The sequence below is a fragment of the Altererythrobacter sp. MTPC7 genome, assembly GCF_042851395.1.
Taxonomy (GTDB): Bacteria; Pseudomonadota; Alphaproteobacteria; order Sphingomonadales; family Sphingomonadaceae; genus CAJXSN01.
In genome coordinates, this window is sequence record NZ_BTGS01000010.1 from 1 (window position 1) to 18651 (window position 18651).

Annotated in this window: 20 protein-coding genes and 1 pseudogene; 11 read left to right on the plus strand and 10 right to left on the minus strand. The window is 63.6% G+C overall.

Features of this window, described 5'->3' with window-relative positions:
* The coding region (locus ACGHJ7_RS09915) for a PAS domain-containing protein (RefSeq protein ID WP_390476925.1) at positions 1-682 on the minus strand (682 nt) is incomplete at its 3' end.
* 218 nt (positions 683-900) lie between these two features.
* Between ACGHJ7_RS09915 and ACGHJ7_RS09920 the strand changes: the two genes are divergently transcribed.
* Genes ACGHJ7_RS09920 through ACGHJ7_RS09930 form a run of 3 tightly spaced genes read left to right on the plus strand, consistent with a single transcriptional unit; the run spans position 901 to position 2992 of the window.
* Positions 901-1527: an acyl-homoserine-lactone synthase gene (locus ACGHJ7_RS09920; RefSeq protein WP_088712522.1), complete on the plus strand. Its 627-nt coding sequence runs from the start codon at positions 901-903 to the stop codon at positions 1525-1527.
* On the plus strand, positions 1524-2390 hold the full coding sequence (locus tag ACGHJ7_RS09925; RefSeq protein ID WP_088712523.1) for a phytanoyl-CoA dioxygenase family protein: 867 nt from the start codon (positions 1524-1526) through the stop codon (positions 2388-2390). The genes ACGHJ7_RS09920 and ACGHJ7_RS09925 overlap by 4 nt, the downstream gene beginning before the upstream one ends.
* Positions 2387-2992, plus strand: a complete 606-nt coding sequence (locus ACGHJ7_RS09930) for a GntR family transcriptional regulator (protein ID WP_082134998.1) — start codon at positions 2387-2389, stop codon at positions 2990-2992. Before ACGHJ7_RS09925 ends, ACGHJ7_RS09930 begins: the two co-directional genes overlap by 4 nt.
* 14 nt (positions 2993-3006) lie before the next feature.
* Here the strand turns inward: ACGHJ7_RS09930 and ACGHJ7_RS09935 are convergent, their stop codons facing one another.
* The 3 genes from ACGHJ7_RS09935 to ACGHJ7_RS09945 form a co-directional block, all read right to left on the minus strand.
* The gene (locus ACGHJ7_RS09935) at positions 3007-4221 is read right to left on the minus strand and encodes a site-specific integrase (RefSeq protein ID WP_183309189.1); all 1215 of its coding nucleotides are present in this window, start codon (positions 4219-4221) and stop codon (positions 3007-3009) included.
* Between the two features lie 127 nt (positions 4222-4348).
* Complete coding sequence (locus ACGHJ7_RS09940) at positions 4349-5050, minus strand: tRNA (guanine(46)-N(7))-methyltransferase TrmB (protein ID WP_390476930.1); 702 nt, start codon at positions 5048-5050, stop codon at positions 4349-4351.
* A gap of 60 nt (positions 5051-5110) precedes the next feature.
* The gene (locus ACGHJ7_RS09945) at positions 5111-6076 is read right to left on the minus strand and encodes an SLC13 family permease (RefSeq protein WP_390476933.1); all 966 of its coding nucleotides are present in this window, start codon (positions 6074-6076) and stop codon (positions 5111-5113) included.
* 25 nt (positions 6077-6101) lie between these two features.
* Between ACGHJ7_RS09945 and ACGHJ7_RS09950 the strand changes: the two genes are divergently transcribed.
* Positions 6102-6320 carry a hypothetical protein gene (locus ACGHJ7_RS09950; protein ID WP_390476936.1) on the plus strand — a complete coding sequence of 73 codons (219 nt, stop codon included), beginning with the start codon at positions 6102-6104 and terminating at the stop codon, positions 6318-6320.
* 12 nt (positions 6321-6332) lie between these two features.
* On the opposite strand, the pseudogene ACGHJ7_RS09955 reads toward ACGHJ7_RS09950, so the two are convergent.
* From ACGHJ7_RS09955 to ACGHJ7_RS09975, 5 genes and pseudogenes are all read right to left on the minus strand, one after another.
* A pseudogene (locus ACGHJ7_RS09955) lies at positions 6333-6959 on the minus strand (SLC13 family permease); the annotation flags it as partial.
* Between the two features lie 108 nt (positions 6960-7067).
* Positions 7068-7763 carry a response regulator transcription factor CtrA gene (gene ctrA, locus ACGHJ7_RS09960; RefSeq protein ID WP_390476939.1) on the minus strand — a complete coding sequence of 232 codons (696 nt, stop codon included), beginning with the start codon at positions 7761-7763 and terminating at the stop codon, positions 7068-7070.
* A 198-nt stretch (positions 7764-7961) separates the two neighbouring features.
* Positions 7962-9464, minus strand: a complete 1503-nt coding sequence (gene rpoN / locus ACGHJ7_RS09965) for an RNA polymerase factor sigma-54 (protein ID WP_390476941.1) — start codon at positions 9462-9464, stop codon at positions 7962-7964.
* 26 nt (positions 9465-9490) lie between these two features.
* On the minus strand, positions 9491-10288 hold the full coding sequence (gene lptB, locus ACGHJ7_RS09970) for an LPS export ABC transporter ATP-binding protein (protein ID WP_390476944.1): 798 nt from the start codon (positions 10286-10288) through the stop codon (positions 9491-9493).
* Positions 10275-10472 carry a hypothetical protein gene (locus ACGHJ7_RS09975; RefSeq protein WP_390476947.1) on the minus strand — a complete coding sequence of 66 codons (198 nt, stop codon included), beginning with the start codon at positions 10470-10472 and terminating at the stop codon, positions 10275-10277. Before ACGHJ7_RS09975 ends, lptB begins: the two co-directional genes overlap by 14 nt.
* Positions 10473-10497: 25 nt before the next feature.
* Between ACGHJ7_RS09975 and ACGHJ7_RS09980 the strand changes: the two genes are divergently transcribed.
* Positions 10498-10746, plus strand: coding sequence for a hypothetical protein (locus ACGHJ7_RS09980; protein WP_390476949.1), 249 nt, complete (start codon positions 10498-10500; stop codon positions 10744-10746).
* 58 nt (positions 10747-10804) lie between these two features.
* Positions 10805-12289 (plus strand): mechanosensitive ion channel domain-containing protein, encoded by a 1485-nt coding sequence (locus tag ACGHJ7_RS09985; protein ID WP_390476951.1) that lies wholly within the window; start codon positions 10805-10807, stop codon positions 12287-12289.
* A gap of 33 nt (positions 12290-12322) precedes the next feature.
* Here the strand turns inward: ACGHJ7_RS09985 and ppa are convergent, their stop codons facing one another.
* Entirely contained in the window at positions 12323-12856 is a 534-nt protein-coding gene (gene ppa, locus ACGHJ7_RS09990; RefSeq protein ID WP_390476954.1) for an inorganic diphosphatase, read from the minus strand.
* Positions 12857-12988: 132 nt separating this feature from the next.
* Between ppa and hisS the strand changes: the two genes are divergently transcribed.
* From hisS to lnt, 5 genes are all read left to right on the plus strand, one after another.
* Complete coding sequence (gene hisS / locus ACGHJ7_RS09995; protein WP_390476957.1) at positions 12989-14224, plus strand: histidine--tRNA ligase; 1236 nt, start codon at positions 12989-12991, stop codon at positions 14222-14224.
* A gap of 2 nt (positions 14225-14226) precedes the next feature.
* Entirely contained in the window at positions 14227-15294 is a 1068-nt protein-coding gene (gene prfA / locus ACGHJ7_RS10000; protein ID WP_390476960.1) for a peptide chain release factor 1, read from the plus strand.
* Between the two features lie 19 nt (positions 15295-15313).
* On the plus strand, positions 15314-16165 hold the full coding sequence (gene prmC, locus ACGHJ7_RS10005) for a peptide chain release factor N(5)-glutamine methyltransferase (RefSeq protein WP_390476963.1): 852 nt from the start codon (positions 15314-15316) through the stop codon (positions 16163-16165).
* 201 nt (positions 16166-16366) lie between these two features.
* Positions 16367-16978 (plus strand): DUF4167 domain-containing protein, encoded by a 612-nt coding sequence (locus ACGHJ7_RS10010; protein WP_390476966.1) that lies wholly within the window; start codon positions 16367-16369, stop codon positions 16976-16978.
* Positions 16979-16982: 4 nt separating this feature from the next.
* Positions 16983-18608 (plus strand): apolipoprotein N-acyltransferase, encoded by a 1626-nt coding sequence (gene lnt, locus ACGHJ7_RS10015; protein ID WP_390476969.1) that lies wholly within the window; start codon positions 16983-16985, stop codon positions 18606-18608.
* Positions 18609-18651: the final 43 nt, after the last annotated feature.

Here is an 18651-nt window from a genome sequence, read left to right on the forward strand (position 1 = left end):
TGGCGAGGGTCACTTCCTTGCCCTCGGGCTGGGACTTTTCGCTGTGCGGCCGGACGAATTCGTGCGCGCGCCCCAGCGCGGAAATCCGGCCTAGCAAATCGCGCGACGCTTCACCGAACGCTTCATTTGCGCGCGCTGTCAGGCTGATCAAACCGGAAACAATCGCGAAGATGTTCTTGATGCGATGGCTGAGCTCCTGGCTCAGGATGTCGTTTTGGAGAGCGGTGCGCTTCTGCTCGTCGATATCCGTGCAAGTGCCGATCCAGCGCTGGATCTCACCCTGCTCGTTCAGGATCGGCAGCGCACGACCGATCATCCAGCGATAATCACCGCTGTGATGCCGCAGGCGATATTCAACCTCGTACGGTTCGCCGGTAGCGAGGCTGTGGTTCCATTTCTTCCATGCGTCGGCCTGGTCATCCTCATGGAACATCCCGGCCCATCCTTCGCCGTCGGTTGATCCGACAGGGACACCCGTGAATTCATACCAGCGCGCATTGTAATAATCGTGGGAGCCGTCGGGAAGAGTCGACCAAACCATCTGCGGCATGGTGTCGGCGAGCGCATGGAAAGCAGCTCCGGCGGATTGCAGCGCATGCTCTGTAGCCAGGGGCAAGACATCCGGCGCCGAGGAGGATTCGCGGCTGCCAAGCTGGAAATTCGTGATGACTTTTGCATTCATAGCCAGCTTGTGACCTTCTCGGGATGAACAGAATCGGACCGATAGGATACCTGTCGTATCTTGTTGATTTTCAAACGCTGAAGCTCATCGCACAGGTGGGGCGGTCAGTAAACTCGCCCTGTAGAGCGCCAGATGTGGCCCTCCCCAATTCTTGGTATGTCGCTGCCTATCCGGATTTGATGAGATGCGAGCAGTCATCAAGTTCACAGGTAATCTTCATGCAGCAAAGCAGCGGTATAAGTGGTGCAAGCCTGGTCGATCCGGCACTTCGCGCCATGTTCGAGGCGCGCAAGCGCGTGTTCGTGGATCTTCTTGGGTGGGACGTTCCGGTGCTCGACGAGACCTTTGAAATCGACCAGTTCGATACGCCCTCGGCCGCCTATCTCGTCCTCACCGGCGAAAATTGCGAGCATCGTGCATCGGCCCGGCTCCTGCGTTCTGATGGACCTCATATCTTGCGCGATCTCTTTCCACAGCTGTGCACCGGACCGGTTCCGCAGGATGAGACATTTCGCGAGATTACCCGTTTCTGTATCGATCCCACGTTGCCGCGCGCTGATCGCCGGGGTGTCCGCAACCAGCTTGTCTCCGCACTCGCCGATTTTGCGCTATCGGAAGGGATCTCTGGTTATTCGGCGGTCGCCCCGGTGCCCTGGTTCCGGCAGATCGCTCAGTTCGGCTGGCGCTGCCAGCAGCTGGGGCCGAACCTTTTCATCGATAGACAGGAGCTTGTCGCTCTTCGCATCGACATCGACCAGGATACACGCGCGCAACTCGCCAACGCAGGGATCTACTGCCGCAATCCTCAGCCGGAAGCCTATGGTGGTATGGAGCTGGCAGCATGACTGCGCCGAGCGAGGCGTATTGGCTCGATCAGCTGCAAGAGGATGGCTATTGCATCATTCCGCAGCTTGTCGCCGAGCAACAGATCGCCGCACTCGATGCCGACCTGGAAGCTGCGTTTGCGCAGGCGCCACTCGGCAAGGGAGACTTCTATGGGCATCGGACCAAACGGTTTGGAAGCCTCCTTCGCCGCTCGCAGGTCGCGGGCGATCTGGTCCTGCAGCCGCTAGTCCTATCGCTCGCCCGCGCAATTCTCGGCAGCGCCTGCGACCGGATACAGCTCAATGTCGCCCAGGCGATCGCGATCCATCCCGGCGAGATAGAACAGTTTCCGCATTGCGATCAGGATATGTGGGCAGGCCGCAAGGGCGATCACGAATATCTTCTCAACGTCATCTGGCCGCTGACCGAATTTACTCGCCTCAATGGCGCGACACGCATCTACCCCGGGACGCACAGGAAGCCTGTCGACAATCTCGAAAGTCTCGACGATCCCATAGTCGCAGTTTGCAAGCCCGGCGATGCCATCTGCTTTCTTGGCTCCACCGTCCATGGAGCGGGGCCAAACCAGACCGAGGATGTCCGCCGCGGTGTCGTAATCGGCTACAGTCTCGGCTGGCTCAAACCCTACGAGAATCTCTGGCTGGCCTATCCGCCAGCAGTAGCAAAAGAGTTCTCGCCCGAACTCGCCGAACTGGCCGGTTATGTGCAGCACCGCCCGAACCTGGGTAATTTCGAAGGGCAATGCCCGTCGGTTCTGCTGCGTGACGAGGTGCCCGAATTCCCGCAGGCAACCGATAGTCTGCGCCCCGACCAGAAAGAAGCGGTTCGTGAGTTCGCCGAGACGCGCCGCAGCGGGCGATGAGTCCCGCTCACGTCCTCGAGCCTACGTATAGGCGGCTTAAAAATGCATTGCTGGAAGGGCGCTTCCGGGCCGGTGCGAAGCTCGAGGCGATGCGACTGGCTGACGATTTCGGAGTAAGCATGACGCCGGTAAGAGACAGCCTGAACCAGCTTGTCGGCGAAGGGCTGGTCGACCTCACGCCCGGCGAAGGATTTCGCGTACCGCTGCTTACCGAACAGGCCTTGCGCGACATCCTGCAAGTCAACGCGCTGCTTTTGGAGCACACTTCCGACACCGACCGCAAATCACTGGAAATCGACGAAGGATCCAACGTCACTCAGGGTGCTTATGCCGACCGATTGGCGCATGTCTTCAGAGACATCGCGGCAAACTCAGGCAATCGGTTTCGCGTACATTTGGTCGAACGCATTAGCGACAGACTCCACCCGATACGTGAACTCGAGCCGGAGATTTGGCCTGGGGCGTCGCATGCCCTTGAGCAAATTGAGCGAACAGCTCAGCAGGGTTTCGATGGCTCAACCCGGGCGGTACGCGCATATCATCAACACATCGAGGCTCTGGTACCCGCTTTGGTCGGACGTTTGAACCAGCAGACCGCCTAGCCCTCGCCAATGAGTTAGGTGGTCTCTCCACTCTCGGACAGAACCGTCGCGAGGTGATCATTCCAGGCATCGAGTGCCTGGCGCTTCTCGTCCTTCCAATCGTGGCGCTGGTAGATGCCGGCGACTCCGGCACGAGATCCGCCGACGTGGTTGAGAACGGCTTCGGTGACTTCAAACCGAACGCCAAGCCGCTGAAAGTTCGTAGCGAGGGTTCGTCGTAGATCATGAAGGCGCCAGGCGTCGAGCGGCTCTTCGCGACGTTCCTCGATCAGGCTGTCGAGCTTCACCTTCCCCTTGGCGTATCCCGTAAAGCCCGCCCCACTAGCTGTCGCAAAGACGCGGCCTTTGCGTGGCCACTTCTCGCCGCGAGCCTCCCGGTCGAGCTCGGCGATTGCAAGATCGTTGAGCGGAATGGAGTTTGGTTCTCCGTTCTTGGTCCGAGATCCGGGCAGGGTCCACAATCTTTCGCTGCGACTGAGCTCCTGCCATTGCATCCCGGAGACTTCTTCACGGCGCTGTCCGGTCACGATCAGAAGTCTGACAATTGGACCAAAGCATCGATGACATTCCGGTGCCGCGTCCCAGATATGGCGGAGTTCGCCATCCTTGAGCCAGCGCTCTCGTGGCTTGACCGGAGGCGGCGTTTCCATGCCCTCCATCGGACTGCGATCGATATCTCCGCGACTCACGGCCCAGCGAAACAGGCGGCGCATAACGGCAAAGACATTTCGCCGGTTTGCCACCTGCTTGGGCGGCATCTGATCGAGAACCGATACGACGTCGATCTTCGTAATCGCTGGCAGCGCCTTCATTCCGAATGTGGGCTTGAGGTAGAGGCGAATGGATCGTTCCACGAGGCGACGCCATCCCTCGCGTTTGCAGGAGCGGGTGAAGAGGTCAGCGTAATTCGAGAAGGCGAGGTCGACAGCTTCCCGTCGGCGCTGCTTTTCCGCATCAACCGGATCAATGCCCTGCGCAACAATCACCAACAATCGCTCAGCCTCCAAGCGTGCAGTAGTCGGTGTCCAGGGCGATCCATGTGATCCGATCGTGAAACGACGGGTCTTCGCTTCTCGTCCGCCCATTCGGAACTGGATTATGTAACTGATTGATCCAGCAGCTGTAATCTTGACGCCAAAGCCCTTAAGATCGGTGTCCCAAAGATAGTTTTCCTTTGGTCCAACCGGGAGCGAATCGACCGTGCGCTTGCTGATTTTTCCTGTTGCCATGCGATACCTCGTGGCCTTTTTCTGGCAATCACCGGGTAATCACGCAAGCGGAAAAAGGGGCGAATTGGAGGCAATCCTGGCGTAGATGTTTTTGGCCAAGTCGTTGTTTTTACAACATCAGCGTAGTCTAGCGTCGCCTGAATCGAAAGTACCAGACCTCGTGCCCCATCTGTGTGCGGGCCTTGTTCTCGTAACGGGTTTCGCACCAGCCGGAGGGGCGATTCTCGAAGTTGGACCGGTCCTGCGCGACCCATTCGAACTGGTCGGTGAATCGCCGCATGACCATCAGCGCGTGGCGGACATAGACCGGGTGATCCGTGCCGAAACGGAACTCCCCGCCCGGCTTCAGCTTGTCGGCAATCATCTGCACCGGGCCGTCATTCATCATCCGGCGCTTGGCATGGCGCGCCTTGGGCCACGGGTCCGGATGGAGGAGGTAGGCCATGGTCAGCGCGCCATCGGGAATACGTTCCAGCACCTGCAGCGCATCGCCGTGATGCAGCCTGATATTGGCGAGCTTCTCCTGTTCGATATGACCCAGCGCCTGCGCCACCCCGTTGAGATAGGGTTCCGCGCCGATGAGGCCGTGATTGGGCAGCAGGTCGGCGCGGTAGGCAAGGTGCTCCCCGCCGCCGAAGCCGATCTCGAAATGCAGGGGGCAATCCTCGCCAAACAGCCCTTGTGCGGTCACAGGTCCTTCCTCCGGCACGGAAAGGCGCGGCAGCAGGGTGTCGACCAGCTGCTGCTGGTGCTTGCGCAGGGGCTTGCCCTGGCTACGGCCATAAAGACGGTTGAGCGTCGTGGGATCGCCGGACTTGTGCGCTGTCATGGCGCGCGCGTTAGCGTCTGGGACGGGCGCGGTCCAGCGGTGCGCGGCGTGACGGCCTGCTCAGACGAACGTCGCCCAGATGGCAAGCGAGACCGCCAGGCCGACCCCGATATTCATCGGGATGCCGATCTTGACGAAATCGGTGAAGCGGTAATTCGCCGCGCCGTAGACCAGCGTATTGGTCTGGTACCCGATCGGCGTTACGAAGCTGGCACTGGCCCCGAACATGACCGCGACGATCAGCGGGCGGGCATCGATCCCCGCCGCGTCTGCCAGCCCGATGGCGATGGGGGTCATGATGACGGCGATGGCATTGTTCGTGATCGCCTCCGTCATCACGCTGGTGACGCCGTAGACGATCAAGATGAGCAGCAGCGGCGAATTGGCCATCATGAACGGCTGGATGGAGGCCACGATAAGCTCGATCGTCCCGGCATTTTCCAGCCCCTTGCCAAAGGCCAGCATGGCGAAGATCAGGACCAGCGTATTGCCGTCGAGGCTGCCCCAGGCATCGCCCGGCTCGATACACCGCGTCAGCAGCACCAGCGCGACGCCGCAGATGGCCAGCGCCTCTATCGGCAGGCCGAACAGCGCTGCGCCCAGCACCACGGCTGCCAGGCTGGCAATGGCGATGGGCGCCTTGTTCCGGCGGAAGGAACGGGCGGTGCTTTCCGCCACGTCGGTCAATTGCATGTTGCCCTGCAGCGCCTGCGCCGCGTCCTGTCCCGCCGCGATCAGCAGCCGGTCGCCGGCGCGCACGCGAACTTCCGCGAGGACCGGTCCCGCAAGGTGGCGCGGGCGCGAAAGGCCAAGCACGCGGACCTGCAGACGCGAAAGCAGCGGGATTTCCGCAAGTCTCTGGCCGACCACCGGGTGCGAGCCGGAAACCACCGCCTCGATCACGCGCAGGTCGGCGGGCCTGTCCGGCATGGCCGTTGCCACTCCGCCGCCCACGCCCACCAGCCCGGTACGGAAATCGGGCGCCTCGGCGAGCGAGGCAATTTCCTCGGGACTTGCCGCGACCACCAATTGGTCCCCCGCTTGCAGGACGATGTCTTCCAGGTCCCCGGCGCTGAAGTTCGGATCCGCGCTGGATCGCCTGTATCTTCAGTCCCGGACGCCGCGCGACATTGGTATCGCCCAGCCGCCTGCCGCCATAGCGACTGTCTGGATTGAGGATGAGGTGGGTGAGGTAAAGGTCGCTCTCGCGCTCCTCGTCCTCCATCCGCGGGCCGCGGTCGGGCAACAGGAACGGCCCGAGGATCATTAGCACGGCCAGACCCGCCAGCGCCCCGACCAGGCCGACCGTCGTAATCTCGAAAATGCCGAACGGGGCCTGCCCGCGTTCCTGCGCGACCCCGTCGACCAGCAGGTTCGTCGACGTGCCGATCAGCGTCATCGTGCCGCCCAGGATGCAGATATAGGACAGCGGGATCAGCAGCCGCGTCGCACCCGTCTTCAGGACGCCGGCAAGACGCTTGACCACCGGGATCATCACGATGACCACCGGAGTGTTGTTCATGAAGGCGGATGCGGCGAGGGTGCCCAGTCCGATCTCGCCGATGGCGCGGCGCGGGGATTGTGTCGTGCGGTGGACGACCCAGCCCGATACCGCCTCCAGCGCCCCTGTCCGCAGCAGCGCGCCCGACAGGATGAACATGGCCGCAATGGTAATCGGGGCGGAGTTGGAGAACGTGCCCAGCATATCCTTGGGCGACAGGTACCCCAGCACCAGCATCGCGGCACCTGCAACGATTGCGACGACCACGGGCGGACGGCGTTCCATGGCAAATGCGACGAAGGTCAGGAGCAGCAGGCCGAGGCCGATCTGGGCCGCGTAATCGGTAAGCAACGACATGGGTAACGCAGCCGCTATTGTTGACGCGCACAAATCGCAAAAGCGCACCATCTTGCCAAGCGGAATCGCGTGGCGATCTCTTCAGGTGCACCGTGCCCGAACGCAGAAAACCCGGGACGTTTCCGCCCCGGGTCTTCTGTAGATACGAAACCGGAAGACTTACGCCGCTTCGGCAGCCTCGTCCGGATCGCGCAGCACGTAGCCGCGGCCCCAGACCGTCTCGATGTAATTCTCGCCGCCGCAGGCGTGGGACAGCTTCTTGCGTAGCTTGCAGATGAAGACGTCGATGATCTTGAGTTCCGGTTCGTCCATCCCGCCATACAGGTGGTTGAGGAACATTTCCTTCGTCAGGGTCGTGCCCTTGCGCAAGCTGAGCAGTTCGAGCATCGCGTATTCCTTGCCCGTCAGATGGACACGGGCGCCATCGACCTCGACTGTCTTGGCGTCGAGGTTCACGGCCAGCTTGCCCGTGCGGATGACCGACTGGCTGTGGCCCTTGGAGCGGCGCACCACGGCGTGGATGCGGGCGACCAGTTCTTCGCGGTGGAACGGCTTGGTCACGTAATCGTCGGCGCCGAAACCGAAGCTGCGGATCTTGGAATCCATCTCGGCAATGCCGGACAGGATCAGGACCGGCGTCTGCACCTTGGCGACGCGCAGTTTCTTGAGCACGTCGTATCCGTGCATGTCGGGCAGGTTCAGGTCCAGCAGGATGATATCGTAATCATACAGCTTGCCCAGATCGAGGCCCTCTTCGCCCAGATCGGTCGAGTAGACGTTGAAGCCCTCGGTCGTCAGCATCAGCTCGATGGCCTTTGCCGTTGTCGGCTCGTCTTCGATCAACAATACGCGCATCGGGTAGTCCCCCTTGCCCCAGTAAACGTTTCGTTCGTGCCCCGTAAGGCCGCTAACCCCTCGTTCAGAGGTGTTGCCATGGATTAACCACAAAAGGTCTGAACGGAAAAGGTTAATATGGCGTAAACCCGCATGTCTGCGCGAGTCGCGGGGGCACGAAGCGCCGTTAACGACCGGGTTAACCCGCTCTTGCAATAGTCAGAGTCCGGCGAGTTTCTTGGCCCGTCGGCGCTGGACACTGGACCCGATGCCCATCGCTTCGCGGTATTTCGCAACCGTGCGCCGTGCGATGTCAAACCCTTCCGCCTTCAGCAGCTCGACCAGCTTGTCATCGGACAGGATTTTCTTCGGCTCCTCGGCATCGGTCAGCGCCTTGATGCGTGCCTTGACCGCCTGGCTCGACGCGCCTTCGCCCTCTGCGCCCAGCCGGCCGACGCCGCTGGAGAAGAAATATTTGAGCTCGAATGTCCCGCGTTCGGTCGAAATATACTTGTTGCTGGTCACGCGGCTGACCGTGCTTTCGTGCATCTCGATCTCCTCGGCCACTTCCCGCAGGGTGAGCGGCTTAAGCTTCGAGACGCCTTCACGGAAAAAACCGGCCTGTTGTTTCACGATCTCCGCCGACACGGCCAGGATCGTCTTCTGCCGCTGGTCCAGAGCATTGATCAGCCAGCGTGCATCGGCCAGCTTTTCCTTGAGCCACGACTTGCTCGCCCTGTCGGTGCATCCGTCCTGCAATTCCAGGGCATAGTCCCGGTTCACCACCAGCCGGGGCAGGGTGTCCGGGTTGAGCGCGATCTTCCACTCGCCCGCAGGGCTGCGCGACAGCAGGATATCGGGCACCACGGCCGACGCCTCAATGGAACCGAAGGCGAGGCCCGGCTTGGGATCGTATTGCCTCAGCTCGGCCAGCATGTCGGCGAAATCCTCGTCATCGACGTCGCACATCCGTTTCAGCCGGGCGAGATCGCCCTTCGCCACTAGGTCCAGATTGTCGATCAGACGCTGCATGCACGGATCGTAGCGGTCTGCCTCCCTTGCCTGCAGGGCCAGGCATTCGGACAGGCTGCGCGCGCCCACGCCCGTGGGATCGAGCGACTGGACCACGAACAGGGCGTCCTCCACATCGTCCAGCGTCGTGCCCAGCTCGCGCGCCACGGGCCGCAGGTCTGCCGGCAGGTAGCCGGCATCGTCGACCATGGCGATCAGGTGGCGCGCGATGAACTCCTCGCGTGCATTGGCGGCAATGCTGCCGACCTGTTCGAGCAGGTGGTCCGTCAGCGAAAGCTGGCCGCTGGTGCGTTCCTCGAAGGAGCCGGCGTCCTCCGGCGCTGCGGCCGCGCCGCCGCTACCCCATTCGCCGTCGCCCGTATCGCGGTCGCGGTCGATCGCGCTCACGCTGATGTCCAGCGCCTCGTCCCCGGTTCCGCTGTCGCTGCCCCTGTCGCTGCCCCTGTCGCTGACGGTATCGTCGGCGCTTCTTTCCGCGGCCGGGCCGCCGGTCGCTTCCGCATCGCCGTCCCCCTCCTGCTCGCGGCGGACTTCGCCTGCCTCCAGCAGCGGGTTTTCTTCCAGAGCTTCGGAGACGAATGTCTCGATCTCGAGGTTGGACGCTGCCAGCAGGCGGATGGCCTGCTGCAATTGCGGCGTCATCACCAGCGACTGCGATTGCCGCAGATCCAGCCTGGGACCGAGTGCCATGACCTAAACCCCGCCGCGCAGCATCGTCAGAGCGTGAAGTTTTCGCCCAGGTACAGGCGCTTCACATTCTCGTCCGCTACCAGTTCCTGCGGCGTGCCGGCGAACAGGACCTGCCCGCCATAGATGATGCAGGCGCGGTCGACGATTTCCAGGGTTTCGCGCACATTGTGGTCGGTGATCAGCACCCCGATGCCGCGCGTCTTTAGATCGGCGACGAGATCGCGGATATCGCTGATCGAAAGCGGGTCGATCCCGGCGAAGGGTTCGTCGAGCAGCATGATCGACGGCTTCGCCGCCAAAGCGCGGGCAATCTCGCAGCGCCGCCTTTCACCGCCCGACAAGGCCATTGCCGGGGAACCGCGCAGGCGCTGCAGGCCGAATTCGTCGAGCAAACGCTCCAGCTCGGCCCGGCGCGTGGCCTTGTCCGGTTCGTTGAGCTCCAGAACAGAATTGATGTTCTGTTCCACGGTCATGCCGCGAAAGATGCTGGTTTCCTGCGGCAGGTAGCCAAGGCCCAGGATCGCGCGCCGGTACATGGGTAAGGCGGTCACGTCCTCGCCGTCCATCAGGATGCGCCCGGCATCGGGCTTCACCAAACCCATGATGGAATAGAAACAGGTCGTCTTGCCCGCGCCGTTGGGGCCGAGCAGGCCGAGCACCTCGCCCTTGCCCACGGTCAGCGAGATGTCGGTCAGGATCGCGCGCTTGTCATAGCTCTTGGCGATCGAGACGACTTCCAGCCCGCCCTGCGGGATAGGCGGCGCAGCGCCCGCCTCCAGCGCCTGTTCGTCCTGCACGGTCTCGTCGTGATCAAGCATGTCCATGGCCACTGTCTAGCATCGCCTGCCCGGCGCAAAACCCCCATTGGTCGATTTCTGGCAGGCTTTGTGCATGAGGCGTGTGAAGATTGGGTTGTCGAAACCGCGGCATATTCGCGATCCGCGCAAGAATCTTGCGAATTTCGAGGCAGGCTTGATTGCCCGTACCGACTTTGGGATATGTGTTCATCGGAGAGACATAAGGAGAGAGTCGAATGGCAAAAGCTATCGACGACAGGCGTCGCAACGTTTCCGGCTACGATCAGGCGCATGGCGCACTGCGCGACTGGCGCAAATCGATGAGCGACAATGTCGCCTATGCGTTGCTGGTCTATACCGCGCTGCAGATTTTCGTGAGCGTCGCCGCGATGAAGGAAGGCACGTCCTCGATCCTGCCTTGTCCGGCCAATTCCGGCGGGACCAGCTTTTCCTGTGGGTCGTCGCCATCGGGCTGCCGTTCCTGATTACCGGTCTGGCGAAGGCGTTTTTCGCGCTGGTCTGACGACGCCTGACGCTGGCGCCATGCGTGTTCGCGGGAACCGGAATGCATGGCTGTCCGCTCTGTCGGTCATGAAGCCCTCCATATTGTTCGCCGTGCGTACCTTCGCGGCCGCCATTTTTCTTGCGCTTGCCTCGCTTGTCGGTCCGTCCGCGCTGGCATTGCCGCTCGCTGGTACCGAAACCGAGGAACCCGGCACGGCGGAGGCCGCGCCCGGGATCGAGGCTTCTCCCGAGGCCGGGGCCGACGCGGCGATACGCGAACGCATGGGTGCTATCTTCGCGGAAATCTCCAGCCTGGAAAACGTGACCTACGAGGTTCGCTCCGGGGTCGTCACCCTGTCGGGCGAGGCGCCGGATACCGACGCTATAGACCGGGCTGCGGACATTGCAGGCCGGATCGACGGGGTCGTCACGGTCCAGAACGATATCGAACGCTCCGCCAATGTGGATGACGGGATCGGCGTGCTCGACGAGATCGCGCAAAAGGCGAAGCGGTGGTCGGGCATGCTGCCGCTGATCGCGCTTGCCGTGTTCGTCGCGCTGGTCATCGGCGTCGTCGGATACATCATCGCGGGCTTCAGCGCGCTGTGGAACCGGATCGCGCCCAACGGCTTCCTTGCCGAACTGATTGCCAGCGCCATCCGGTTCGTCTTCGTCATTCTCGGCATAGTCGTCGCGCTGGACATCATCGGGGCGGGCGCGCTGCTGGGCGCAGTCCTCGGCGGGGCCGGCGTGGTCGGCATCGCGCTGGGCTTCGCCATGCGCGACACGATCGAGAATTACGTCGCGTCCCTGATGTTGAGCCTCCGCCAGCCCTTCCGCGCCAACGACCACGTGGTGATCGGGGAGCACGAGGGCAGGGTGATCCGGCTGACCAGCCGGGCAACCGTCCTGATGACGCTGGACGGCAACCACCTGCGCATTCCCAATGGCGAGGTGTTTCGTGCCGTCATCCTCAACTACACGCGCAATCCGCAGCGCCGGTTCGAATTCGCGCTGGGGGTCGATGCCGACGACGATGCGCGCGCCGCCCGCCGGCTGGGCCGCGAGACGCTGCAGGCCCTGCCCTTCACCCTCGACGAACCGCCTGCCGAGGCGCGGATCGTGGAGGTGGGGGATTCCAACGTCGTGATCCGCTTCATGGGCTGGATCGACCAGCGCGAGGCAGACTGGAACAAGGCCCAGAGCCGGGCGATCCCGGCGGTCAAGGAAGCGCTGGAGGATGCCGGGTTCGGCCTGCCGGAGCCGATCTATCGCCTCCGCTTCGATCCGCGCACCACGGCCCTGCCGTTCGAAAATATCGGCCAGCCGACAGGGTCGGCTGCCGCGACCGGCGACCCTTCGCCGGCCCCGGCAGCGACGCCCCAGCCAAGAACGACGCGCGTGAGCGATGCCGACCACGAGGATGTTCGCCCGCGGGACGAAATCGCCTCCATGGTCGAGGCGGAGCGCGCTACCGGTGGCAAGGAAAAGGACCTGCTGGACAACAGCCGCCCGGTCGAGTGATCCCCTCCGGGCAGCCTTGCTGCAGGGACGCGATCAGCCGCCGGTCTTGTACCGCTCGATGGCTTCCAGGACGATCTGGCGCGATTCCGCCCGGTCGCCCCACTTGCCGATGCGGACCCACTTTTCCTTCTCCAGGTCCTTGTAGTGGGTGAAGAAGTGCTCGATCTGCTGGAAGATGATCGAGGGCAGATCCTTCGTCTCGCCGACGTCGGAGTAATAGGGGAAGGTCGTGTCGACCGGCACGCAGATCAGTTTCTCGTCCCCGCCATGTTCGTCTTCCAGGTTCAGCACGCCGATGGGCCGGGCGCGCACGACGCAGCCTGCCATGAACGGGCTACGCGCGATGACCAGCGCATCCAGCGGATCGCCATCGGGCGACAGGGTGTGGGGCACGAAACCGTAATTGGCCGGATAGCGCATCGGCGTGTGCAGGATGCGGTCCACGAACAGCGCGCCCGATTCCTTGTCGAATTCGTACTTTACCGGTTCGCCGCCGGTCGGCACTTCGATGATGACGTTGAGATCGTCGGGGGGATTTGTGCCGGTCGGGATCTTGTCGATGCGCATGGTCGAACCTTGTAATCGCGTAGAAGGGATATTGCGCCGCCGCGTCTAGCGCGGTCACGCGTCACTGCAACCGCCAATTGCTGCGCTGCGGCGATATTGCGGCAATCCGCCGCCTCGCCTAAGCGGCTGGTCATGAGCAAGACCCCCCAAGCCATCAGAGGCACGCAGGACATCTTCGGCGCGGATGCGGAAAGCTTCGCCTTCGTCGTCGAAACCTTCGAACGTGTCCGCAAGCTCTACCGCTTTCGCCGCGTCGAGATGCCGGTTTTCGAGAAGACCGAGGTGTTCAGCCGCGCCATCGGCGAAACGACCGACGTGGTGTCGAAGGAAATGTATTCGTTCGAGGATCGGGGCGGCGATTCCCTGACCCTGCGCCCGGAATTCACCGCAGGGATCGCGCGCGCATTCCTGACCAATGGATGGCAGCAGCATGCCCCCCTGAAGGCGGCGACCCATGGCCCGCTGTTCCGGTATGAACGCCCGCAGAAAGGCCGGTATCGCCAGTTCCACCAGCTGGACGCGGAAATCATCGGCGCGGGCGAACCGCAGGCGGATGTGGAACTGCTGGCGATGGCCGACCAGGTGCTGAAGGAGCTGGGCATTGCCGATGTGACCCTGCACCTCAATACGCTAGGCGACGGCGACAGCCGCGAGGCCTGGCGCGGGGCGCTGGTCGACTATTTCCGCGCGGTGAAGGGCGAATTGTCCGAGGATTCGCAGGAACGGCTGGAGAAAAATCCGCTGCGCATCCTCGATTCAAAGGACCGGCGCGACCGCCAATTCGTGGCCGATGCGCCGAAGATCGACCAGTTCCTGTCGGACGATGCACTTGCCTTTTTCGATGCGGTTACCGCGGGCCTGGATGCGGCAGGCGTGAAGTGGGCTCGCGCCGAAAGCCTGGTCCGCGGCCTCGACTATTACCGGCACACCGCGTTCGAGTTCATCCCGGACGAAGGCAGCGCAGCCGCCGCTGCGCTCGGCAGCCAGAGCACCATTCTGGGCGGTGGGCGCTATGACGGCCTGATGGAAAGCCTCGGCGGACCGGCGACACCTGCGGTCGGCTGGGCCGCCGGTATCGAGCGACTGGCGATGCTGGTCGGCGACCGGGGGGAAGCGGCCGCCGATGTCGTGGTGGTGGTAGAGAACGACGATGCGATGAATGCGGCCATCGCTGCCCTGGGTACGCTGCGGGGCGAGGGCCTGTCATGCGATCTGATGGCGAGCGGCAGTCCGCGCAAACGATTCGACAAGGCGGTGAAATCGGGCGCCTCCTCGATCGTGTCCTATGATCTGCGCGATGGAGCGGTATCGCGGCGGATCAAGGCGGCAGAGAATGATGCAGGCCGCCTGGAAGCGCTGCTGGGCTGATCGTGACCGTACCCGCCGAACGCCTGCGACAGATCGCCCAGCGCTTCGCCGAGATCGAGGCGCGCCTTGCTTCCGGCACGCTGGAAGGGGACGCCTTCGTCCAGGCGAGCCGCGACTATGCCGAACTCGAGCCGGTGGCGAAGATCGCCGCCGAGGTCGAGGCTATGCGTGCGGAAACGGTCGAGCTCGAGGAGATGCTGGCCGATCCGGAGATGAAGGCCATGGCGGAGGAAGAACTCGCCGCTATCGCCGCCCGCCTGCCGGAGGCGGAAAAGCAGCTCGCCATCGCGATGCTGCCGCGCGACAGCGCCGATGCGAAGCCTGCCATGCTGGAAATCCGCGCCGGGACGGGCGGTGACGAGGCGGCGCTTTTCGCGGGCGATCTTTTCCGGATGTACGAACGCTTCGCTGCCGAACAGGGCTGGCGCGTCGAACCTGTCAGCATGAGCGCGAGCGAAGTCGGCGGATTCAAGGAAATCGTCGCCAACGTCACCGGCAGCGGGGTTTTCGCCAAGCTGAAGTTCGAAAGCGGTGTCCACCGCGTCCAGCGCGTGCCCGAAACCGAAAGCGGGGGGCGCATTCACACCAGCGCCGCGACGGTCGCGGTCCTGCCGGAACCGGACGACGTCGATGTCCAGATCGATCCTACGGAACTGAAGATCGACACCTACCGTGCAAGCGGGGCGGGCGGACAGCACGTCAACACGACCGACAGCGCCATCCGCATCACCCACCTGCCGACAAACACCGTCGTCACCTGCCAGGACGGCCGCAGCCAGCACAAGAACCGGGAGAAGGCGATGCAGGTCCTGCGCGCCCGACTGTTCGAGCAGCAGCGCGATGCCGTGCAGGGCGCAGAAGCGGAAGCGCGCAAGGCGATGGTCGGCAGCGGGGATCGCTCCGAACGCATCCGGACGTATAATTTCCCGCAAGGCCGCGTGACCGACCACCGGATCGGCCTGACGCTGCACAAATTGCCGGAAATCATCGCCGGGCCCGGCCTTGGCGAACTGATTGGCGCACTGATCGCCGAAGACGAGGCGAAGCGCCTTGCAGCCCTCGCCGAATAGCGGGCCTGTTCGTGTGCCCGTGACCGTTGCCGATGCCATCCGGCAGGCTGCCGGAGGATTGGCCACGGTCAGCGACACGGCCCGGCTCGACGCCGAATGGCTGATGGCAGCGGCGCTCGATGTTTCGCGCAGCAGCATGCTGCTGACCCGCATGCAGGACCCCGCGCCGCAAACTTTCGCCGCGATGGTCCGGCGGCGCATGACGGGCGAGCCGCTGGCCTATGTGACCGGCAGCCAGTCCTTTTACGGGCGCGAATTCATCGTTTCTCCGGCCGTCCTCATTCCCCGGGCCGACAGCGAATCGGTGGTGGAGGCGGCGTTGGAACTGTTGCCGGAGGATGCCCGCATCCTCGATTGCGGGACGGGATCGGGCGCGCTGTTGCTCACCTTGCTGGCGGAGCGGCCCGATGCCTCCGGTCTCGGGATGGACCGTTCGCCGGACGCGCTGGCCATCGCCCGGCGCAATGCAGAAGCGCTGGGCGTCGCAGGCAGGGCGGAGCTTGTCGAAGCCGACTGGACGCAGGCGGACTGGAAGGCCGGATTTGGCCGCTTCGACCTGGTCATCGCCAACCCGCCCTATGTCGAAACAACTGCGACGCTCGACGACAGCGTCAGCCGCTATGAGCCGCATGAGGCGCTGTTTGCCGGGCCCGATGGGCTGGGCGACTACCGCGTCCTGATTCCGCAATTGCCATCGCTCCTGTCGCCCGGCGGGGCTGCGGTCGTCGAAATCGGGTGGCAGCAGGCCGAATCTGTCGGCGCGCTGGCGCGCGAATGCGGAGCCGACGCACAGACGTTCCGCGACCTTGCCCACAGGCCGCGGGGACTGGTTTTGCGCTTTGGGGTTGGCAAAGGCGCAGCGAAGGGCTAAATCGAAGTCAAGACCGGTGATAAGCGTTTATTTGCTGTCGCGGTCTTGATCCAACATTTGCCAGTGAAATGCGGGTCCCGGAGCGGGGCCTTGCGTGCAAGGCAAGTGAGGGGCCGTGACCTGAGCCACAGTGCGGGCACGGCGAGGGGCTTTGCGAGTGCGCCCCGATGAGAGCGCTACGCTACTGAGGAAGAGTATTCCTTGAACAACCAACGCAATAACAACAGGCGTCGCGGTCGCGGCAACCGCAACCAGGGCGGTGGCGGCAATCCCAATGCGATGAACCGCATCGACAGCCGCGCACGCGGCAACGCACCCCAGCTTCTCGACAAGTACAAGAAACTGGCGCAGGACGCGCATCACAATGGCGACCGGGTGCAGCAGGAATACTACCTGCAGTTCGCCGACCATTACTTCCGCGTCATCGCCGACAACAAGGCGCGCCAGGACGAACAGCGGGCCAAGCGGGATGCCGAGCGCGGCAATGATCGGGGGTCGGACGACAATGACGACGATGGCGAGGAAAACCGCCGTCCGCGTCGCAATACGCGCCAGCGCCGCGACGGGAATGAGGAAGGTCGGAACGACAATCGCGACGACAATGCGTCCGATGACCGCGAAGCGGCCGAGGAAAAGCCCAAGGCGAAGCGTACGCGCAAGCCCAAGGCTGCCGAACCCGATGGCGAGATCGACGCAGCGGTCCTGCCGCCCTCGATCTCTGCCGATGACGGCGAGAAGAAGCCCAAGCGCGCACCCCGTGCCCGCAAGCCGAAATCGGATGATGACGATACTGCGCTGAGCGCGGTCGGCTGATCCCGTGCAGGCGCAGGGCGACGCGGTGCTGGATGCGCCGCGCGCACTTCCCGCAATCTTCGTCCGCTATCCGCGCCTGACAGCCATAGCTGCGGGCGCGGTGGGCGCCTTCGGCTACCCGCCTTTCGGCCTGTGGTCCCTGGCGCTGCTTTCGGTTGGCCTGCTGGGCTTTCTCGTGTGGAGCGCGGCAAGCTGGAAGCGGGCCGCCCTGATCGGCTGGCTCTGGGGCTGGTCGCATCTTTCGGTGGCGAACAACTGGATCGCCACGGCGTTTACCCACCAGGGCGAAATGCCCGCTTTCCTGGGCTGGATCGCGGTGCCTCTGCTCTGCGTCTATCTCGCAATCTATCCCGCGCTGGCAGCGCTTGCAGCCTGGCGGGCGACGCGGGGCCGAGGCGCCAGCGTCTTCATCCTTGCCTTCGCCGCTGCGTGGATTGTTACCGAGTGGCTGCGCAGCTGGGTGTTTACCGGCTATCCTTGGCCGCCGCTCGGGCTGGCATTGCTTGGACCGCTCGACCGGCCCGGCTGGGCTTCGCTCCTGCCGTGGCTGGGGACTTACGCCTTGTCCGGGCTGGTTGTCCTGTTCGGCGCGTGGCTCGTGCTCTTCGCCAATCAGCGGCGCTGGGTCTGGCTCGCCGGCGGGTCTGCCCTCCTTGCTGCGGGCATGTACCTGCCAGGTGGGAACCACGCTGCGGAAGGGACCCTGCGCTACACGCTGGTCCAGCCCGATCTCGACCAGGCCGAACTGAACGATCCCAGACAATACGAACCGGCCTTCCTGACCCTGGCCGCGCTTTCCGCGCGGGAGGACGACGCAGAGCCGCGCATCGTTCTGTGGCCGGAATCCGGGCTGCCTGACTACCTGCGACCCGGCTATCCGGCGCGCTATTACGCGGCGACCACCGCGCAGGCCGATCCCGACTACGCCCGCCAGCGGATCGGTAACGTCATCGGCGAAAACAGCCTGCTGCTGACAGGTGCACAGGACCTGCGGATCGAAACGGTGGACGGCGCTCCGAAGGCGACGGGGGCCTACAATGCCGTGACCGCGATCAACAGCGAGGGCGAGCTGGTCGGCAGTTATGCGAAGGCGCATCTCGTGCCTTACGGAGAATATCTCGCTCTCCGCTGGCTGCTGGAGCCGCTTGGCGCTTCCCGGCTCGTCGCAGGCACCATCGATTTCATCCCCGGCCCGGGGCCGGCCACGCAGGATTTCGGCCGTTTTGGCCGCGTCGGGGTGCAGATCTGCTATGAGATCGTATTCAGCGGGCAGGTGACGGAGCGCGGCAATCGGCCGGACTACATCTTCAACCCGTCCAATGACGGCTGGTTCGGCTATTGGGGGCCGCCGCAACACCTTGCACAGGCACGGATGAGGGCGATCGAGGAAGGTCTGCCGGTCCTGCGTTCGACCACCACGGGGATCAGCGCGGTGATCGATGCGGATGGCGTCGTTCGCGACCATCTGGGTCCGGGCGTGCTGGACCGGATGGAAGGGTTCGTGCCGCCGGCGAAGTCGCCCACCCTGTTTTCCCGCATGGGCAATGCGCTTGCCACCCTGTGGGCGCTCGTCCTCATCGGGGCGGCATACGCGGCCTCGTCGGTTGCAAGGCGGCGTGCGCAAAGCTAAGTCGGCAGGGAACACATAAAGCTTTCTTTATATCGAGGCCCTT

What these genes read in the sequence shown, in the direction of transcription:
- ACGHJ7_RS09920 (WP_088712522.1), top strand. Translation starts at nt 901, where the DNA reads ATGCAGCAAAGCAGCGGTATAAGTGGTGCAAGCCTGGTCGATCCGGCA.
- ACGHJ7_RS09925 (WP_088712523.1), top strand. Translation starts at nt 1,524, where the DNA reads ATGACTGCGCCGAGCGAGGCGTATTGGCTCGATCAGCTGCAAGAGGAT.
- ACGHJ7_RS09930 (WP_082134998.1), top strand. Translation starts at nt 2,387, where the DNA reads ATGAGTCCCGCTCACGTCCTCGAGCCTACGTATAGGCGGCTTAAAAAT.
- ACGHJ7_RS09935 (WP_183309189.1), bottom strand. Translation starts at nt 4,221, where the DNA reads ATGGCAACAGGAAAAATCAGCAAGCGCACGGTCGATTCGCTCCCGGTT.
- ACGHJ7_RS09940 (WP_390476930.1), bottom strand. Translation starts at nt 5,050, where the DNA reads ATGACAGCGCACAAGTCCGGCGATCCCACGACGCTCAACCGTCTTTAT.
- ACGHJ7_RS09950 (WP_390476936.1), top strand. Translation starts at nt 6,102, where the DNA reads ATGTCTTCCAGGTCCCCGGCGCTGAAGTTCGGATCCGCGCTGGATCGC.
- ctrA (WP_390476939.1), bottom strand. Translation starts at nt 7,763, where the DNA reads ATGCGCGTATTGTTGATCGAAGACGAGCCGACAACGGCAAAGGCCATC.
- rpoN (WP_390476941.1), bottom strand. Translation starts at nt 9,464, where the DNA reads ATGGCACTCGGTCCCAGGCTGGATCTGCGGCAATCGCAGTCGCTGGTG.
- lptB (WP_390476944.1), bottom strand. Translation starts at nt 10,288, where the DNA reads ATGGACATGCTTGATCACGACGAGACCGTGCAGGACGAACAGGCGCTG.
- ACGHJ7_RS09975 (WP_390476947.1), bottom strand. Translation starts at nt 10,472, where the DNA reads ATGAACACATATCCCAAAGTCGGTACGGGCAATCAAGCCTGCCTCGAA.
- ACGHJ7_RS09980 (WP_390476949.1), top strand. Translation starts at nt 10,498, where the DNA reads ATGGCAAAAGCTATCGACGACAGGCGTCGCAACGTTTCCGGCTACGAT.
- ACGHJ7_RS09985 (WP_390476951.1), top strand. Translation starts at nt 10,805, where the DNA reads ATGCGTGTTCGCGGGAACCGGAATGCATGGCTGTCCGCTCTGTCGGTC.
- ppa (WP_390476954.1), bottom strand. Translation starts at nt 12,856, where the DNA reads ATGCGCATCGACAAGATCCCGACCGGCACAAATCCCCCCGACGATCTC.
- hisS (WP_390476957.1), top strand. Translation starts at nt 12,989, where the DNA reads ATGAGCAAGACCCCCCAAGCCATCAGAGGCACGCAGGACATCTTCGGC.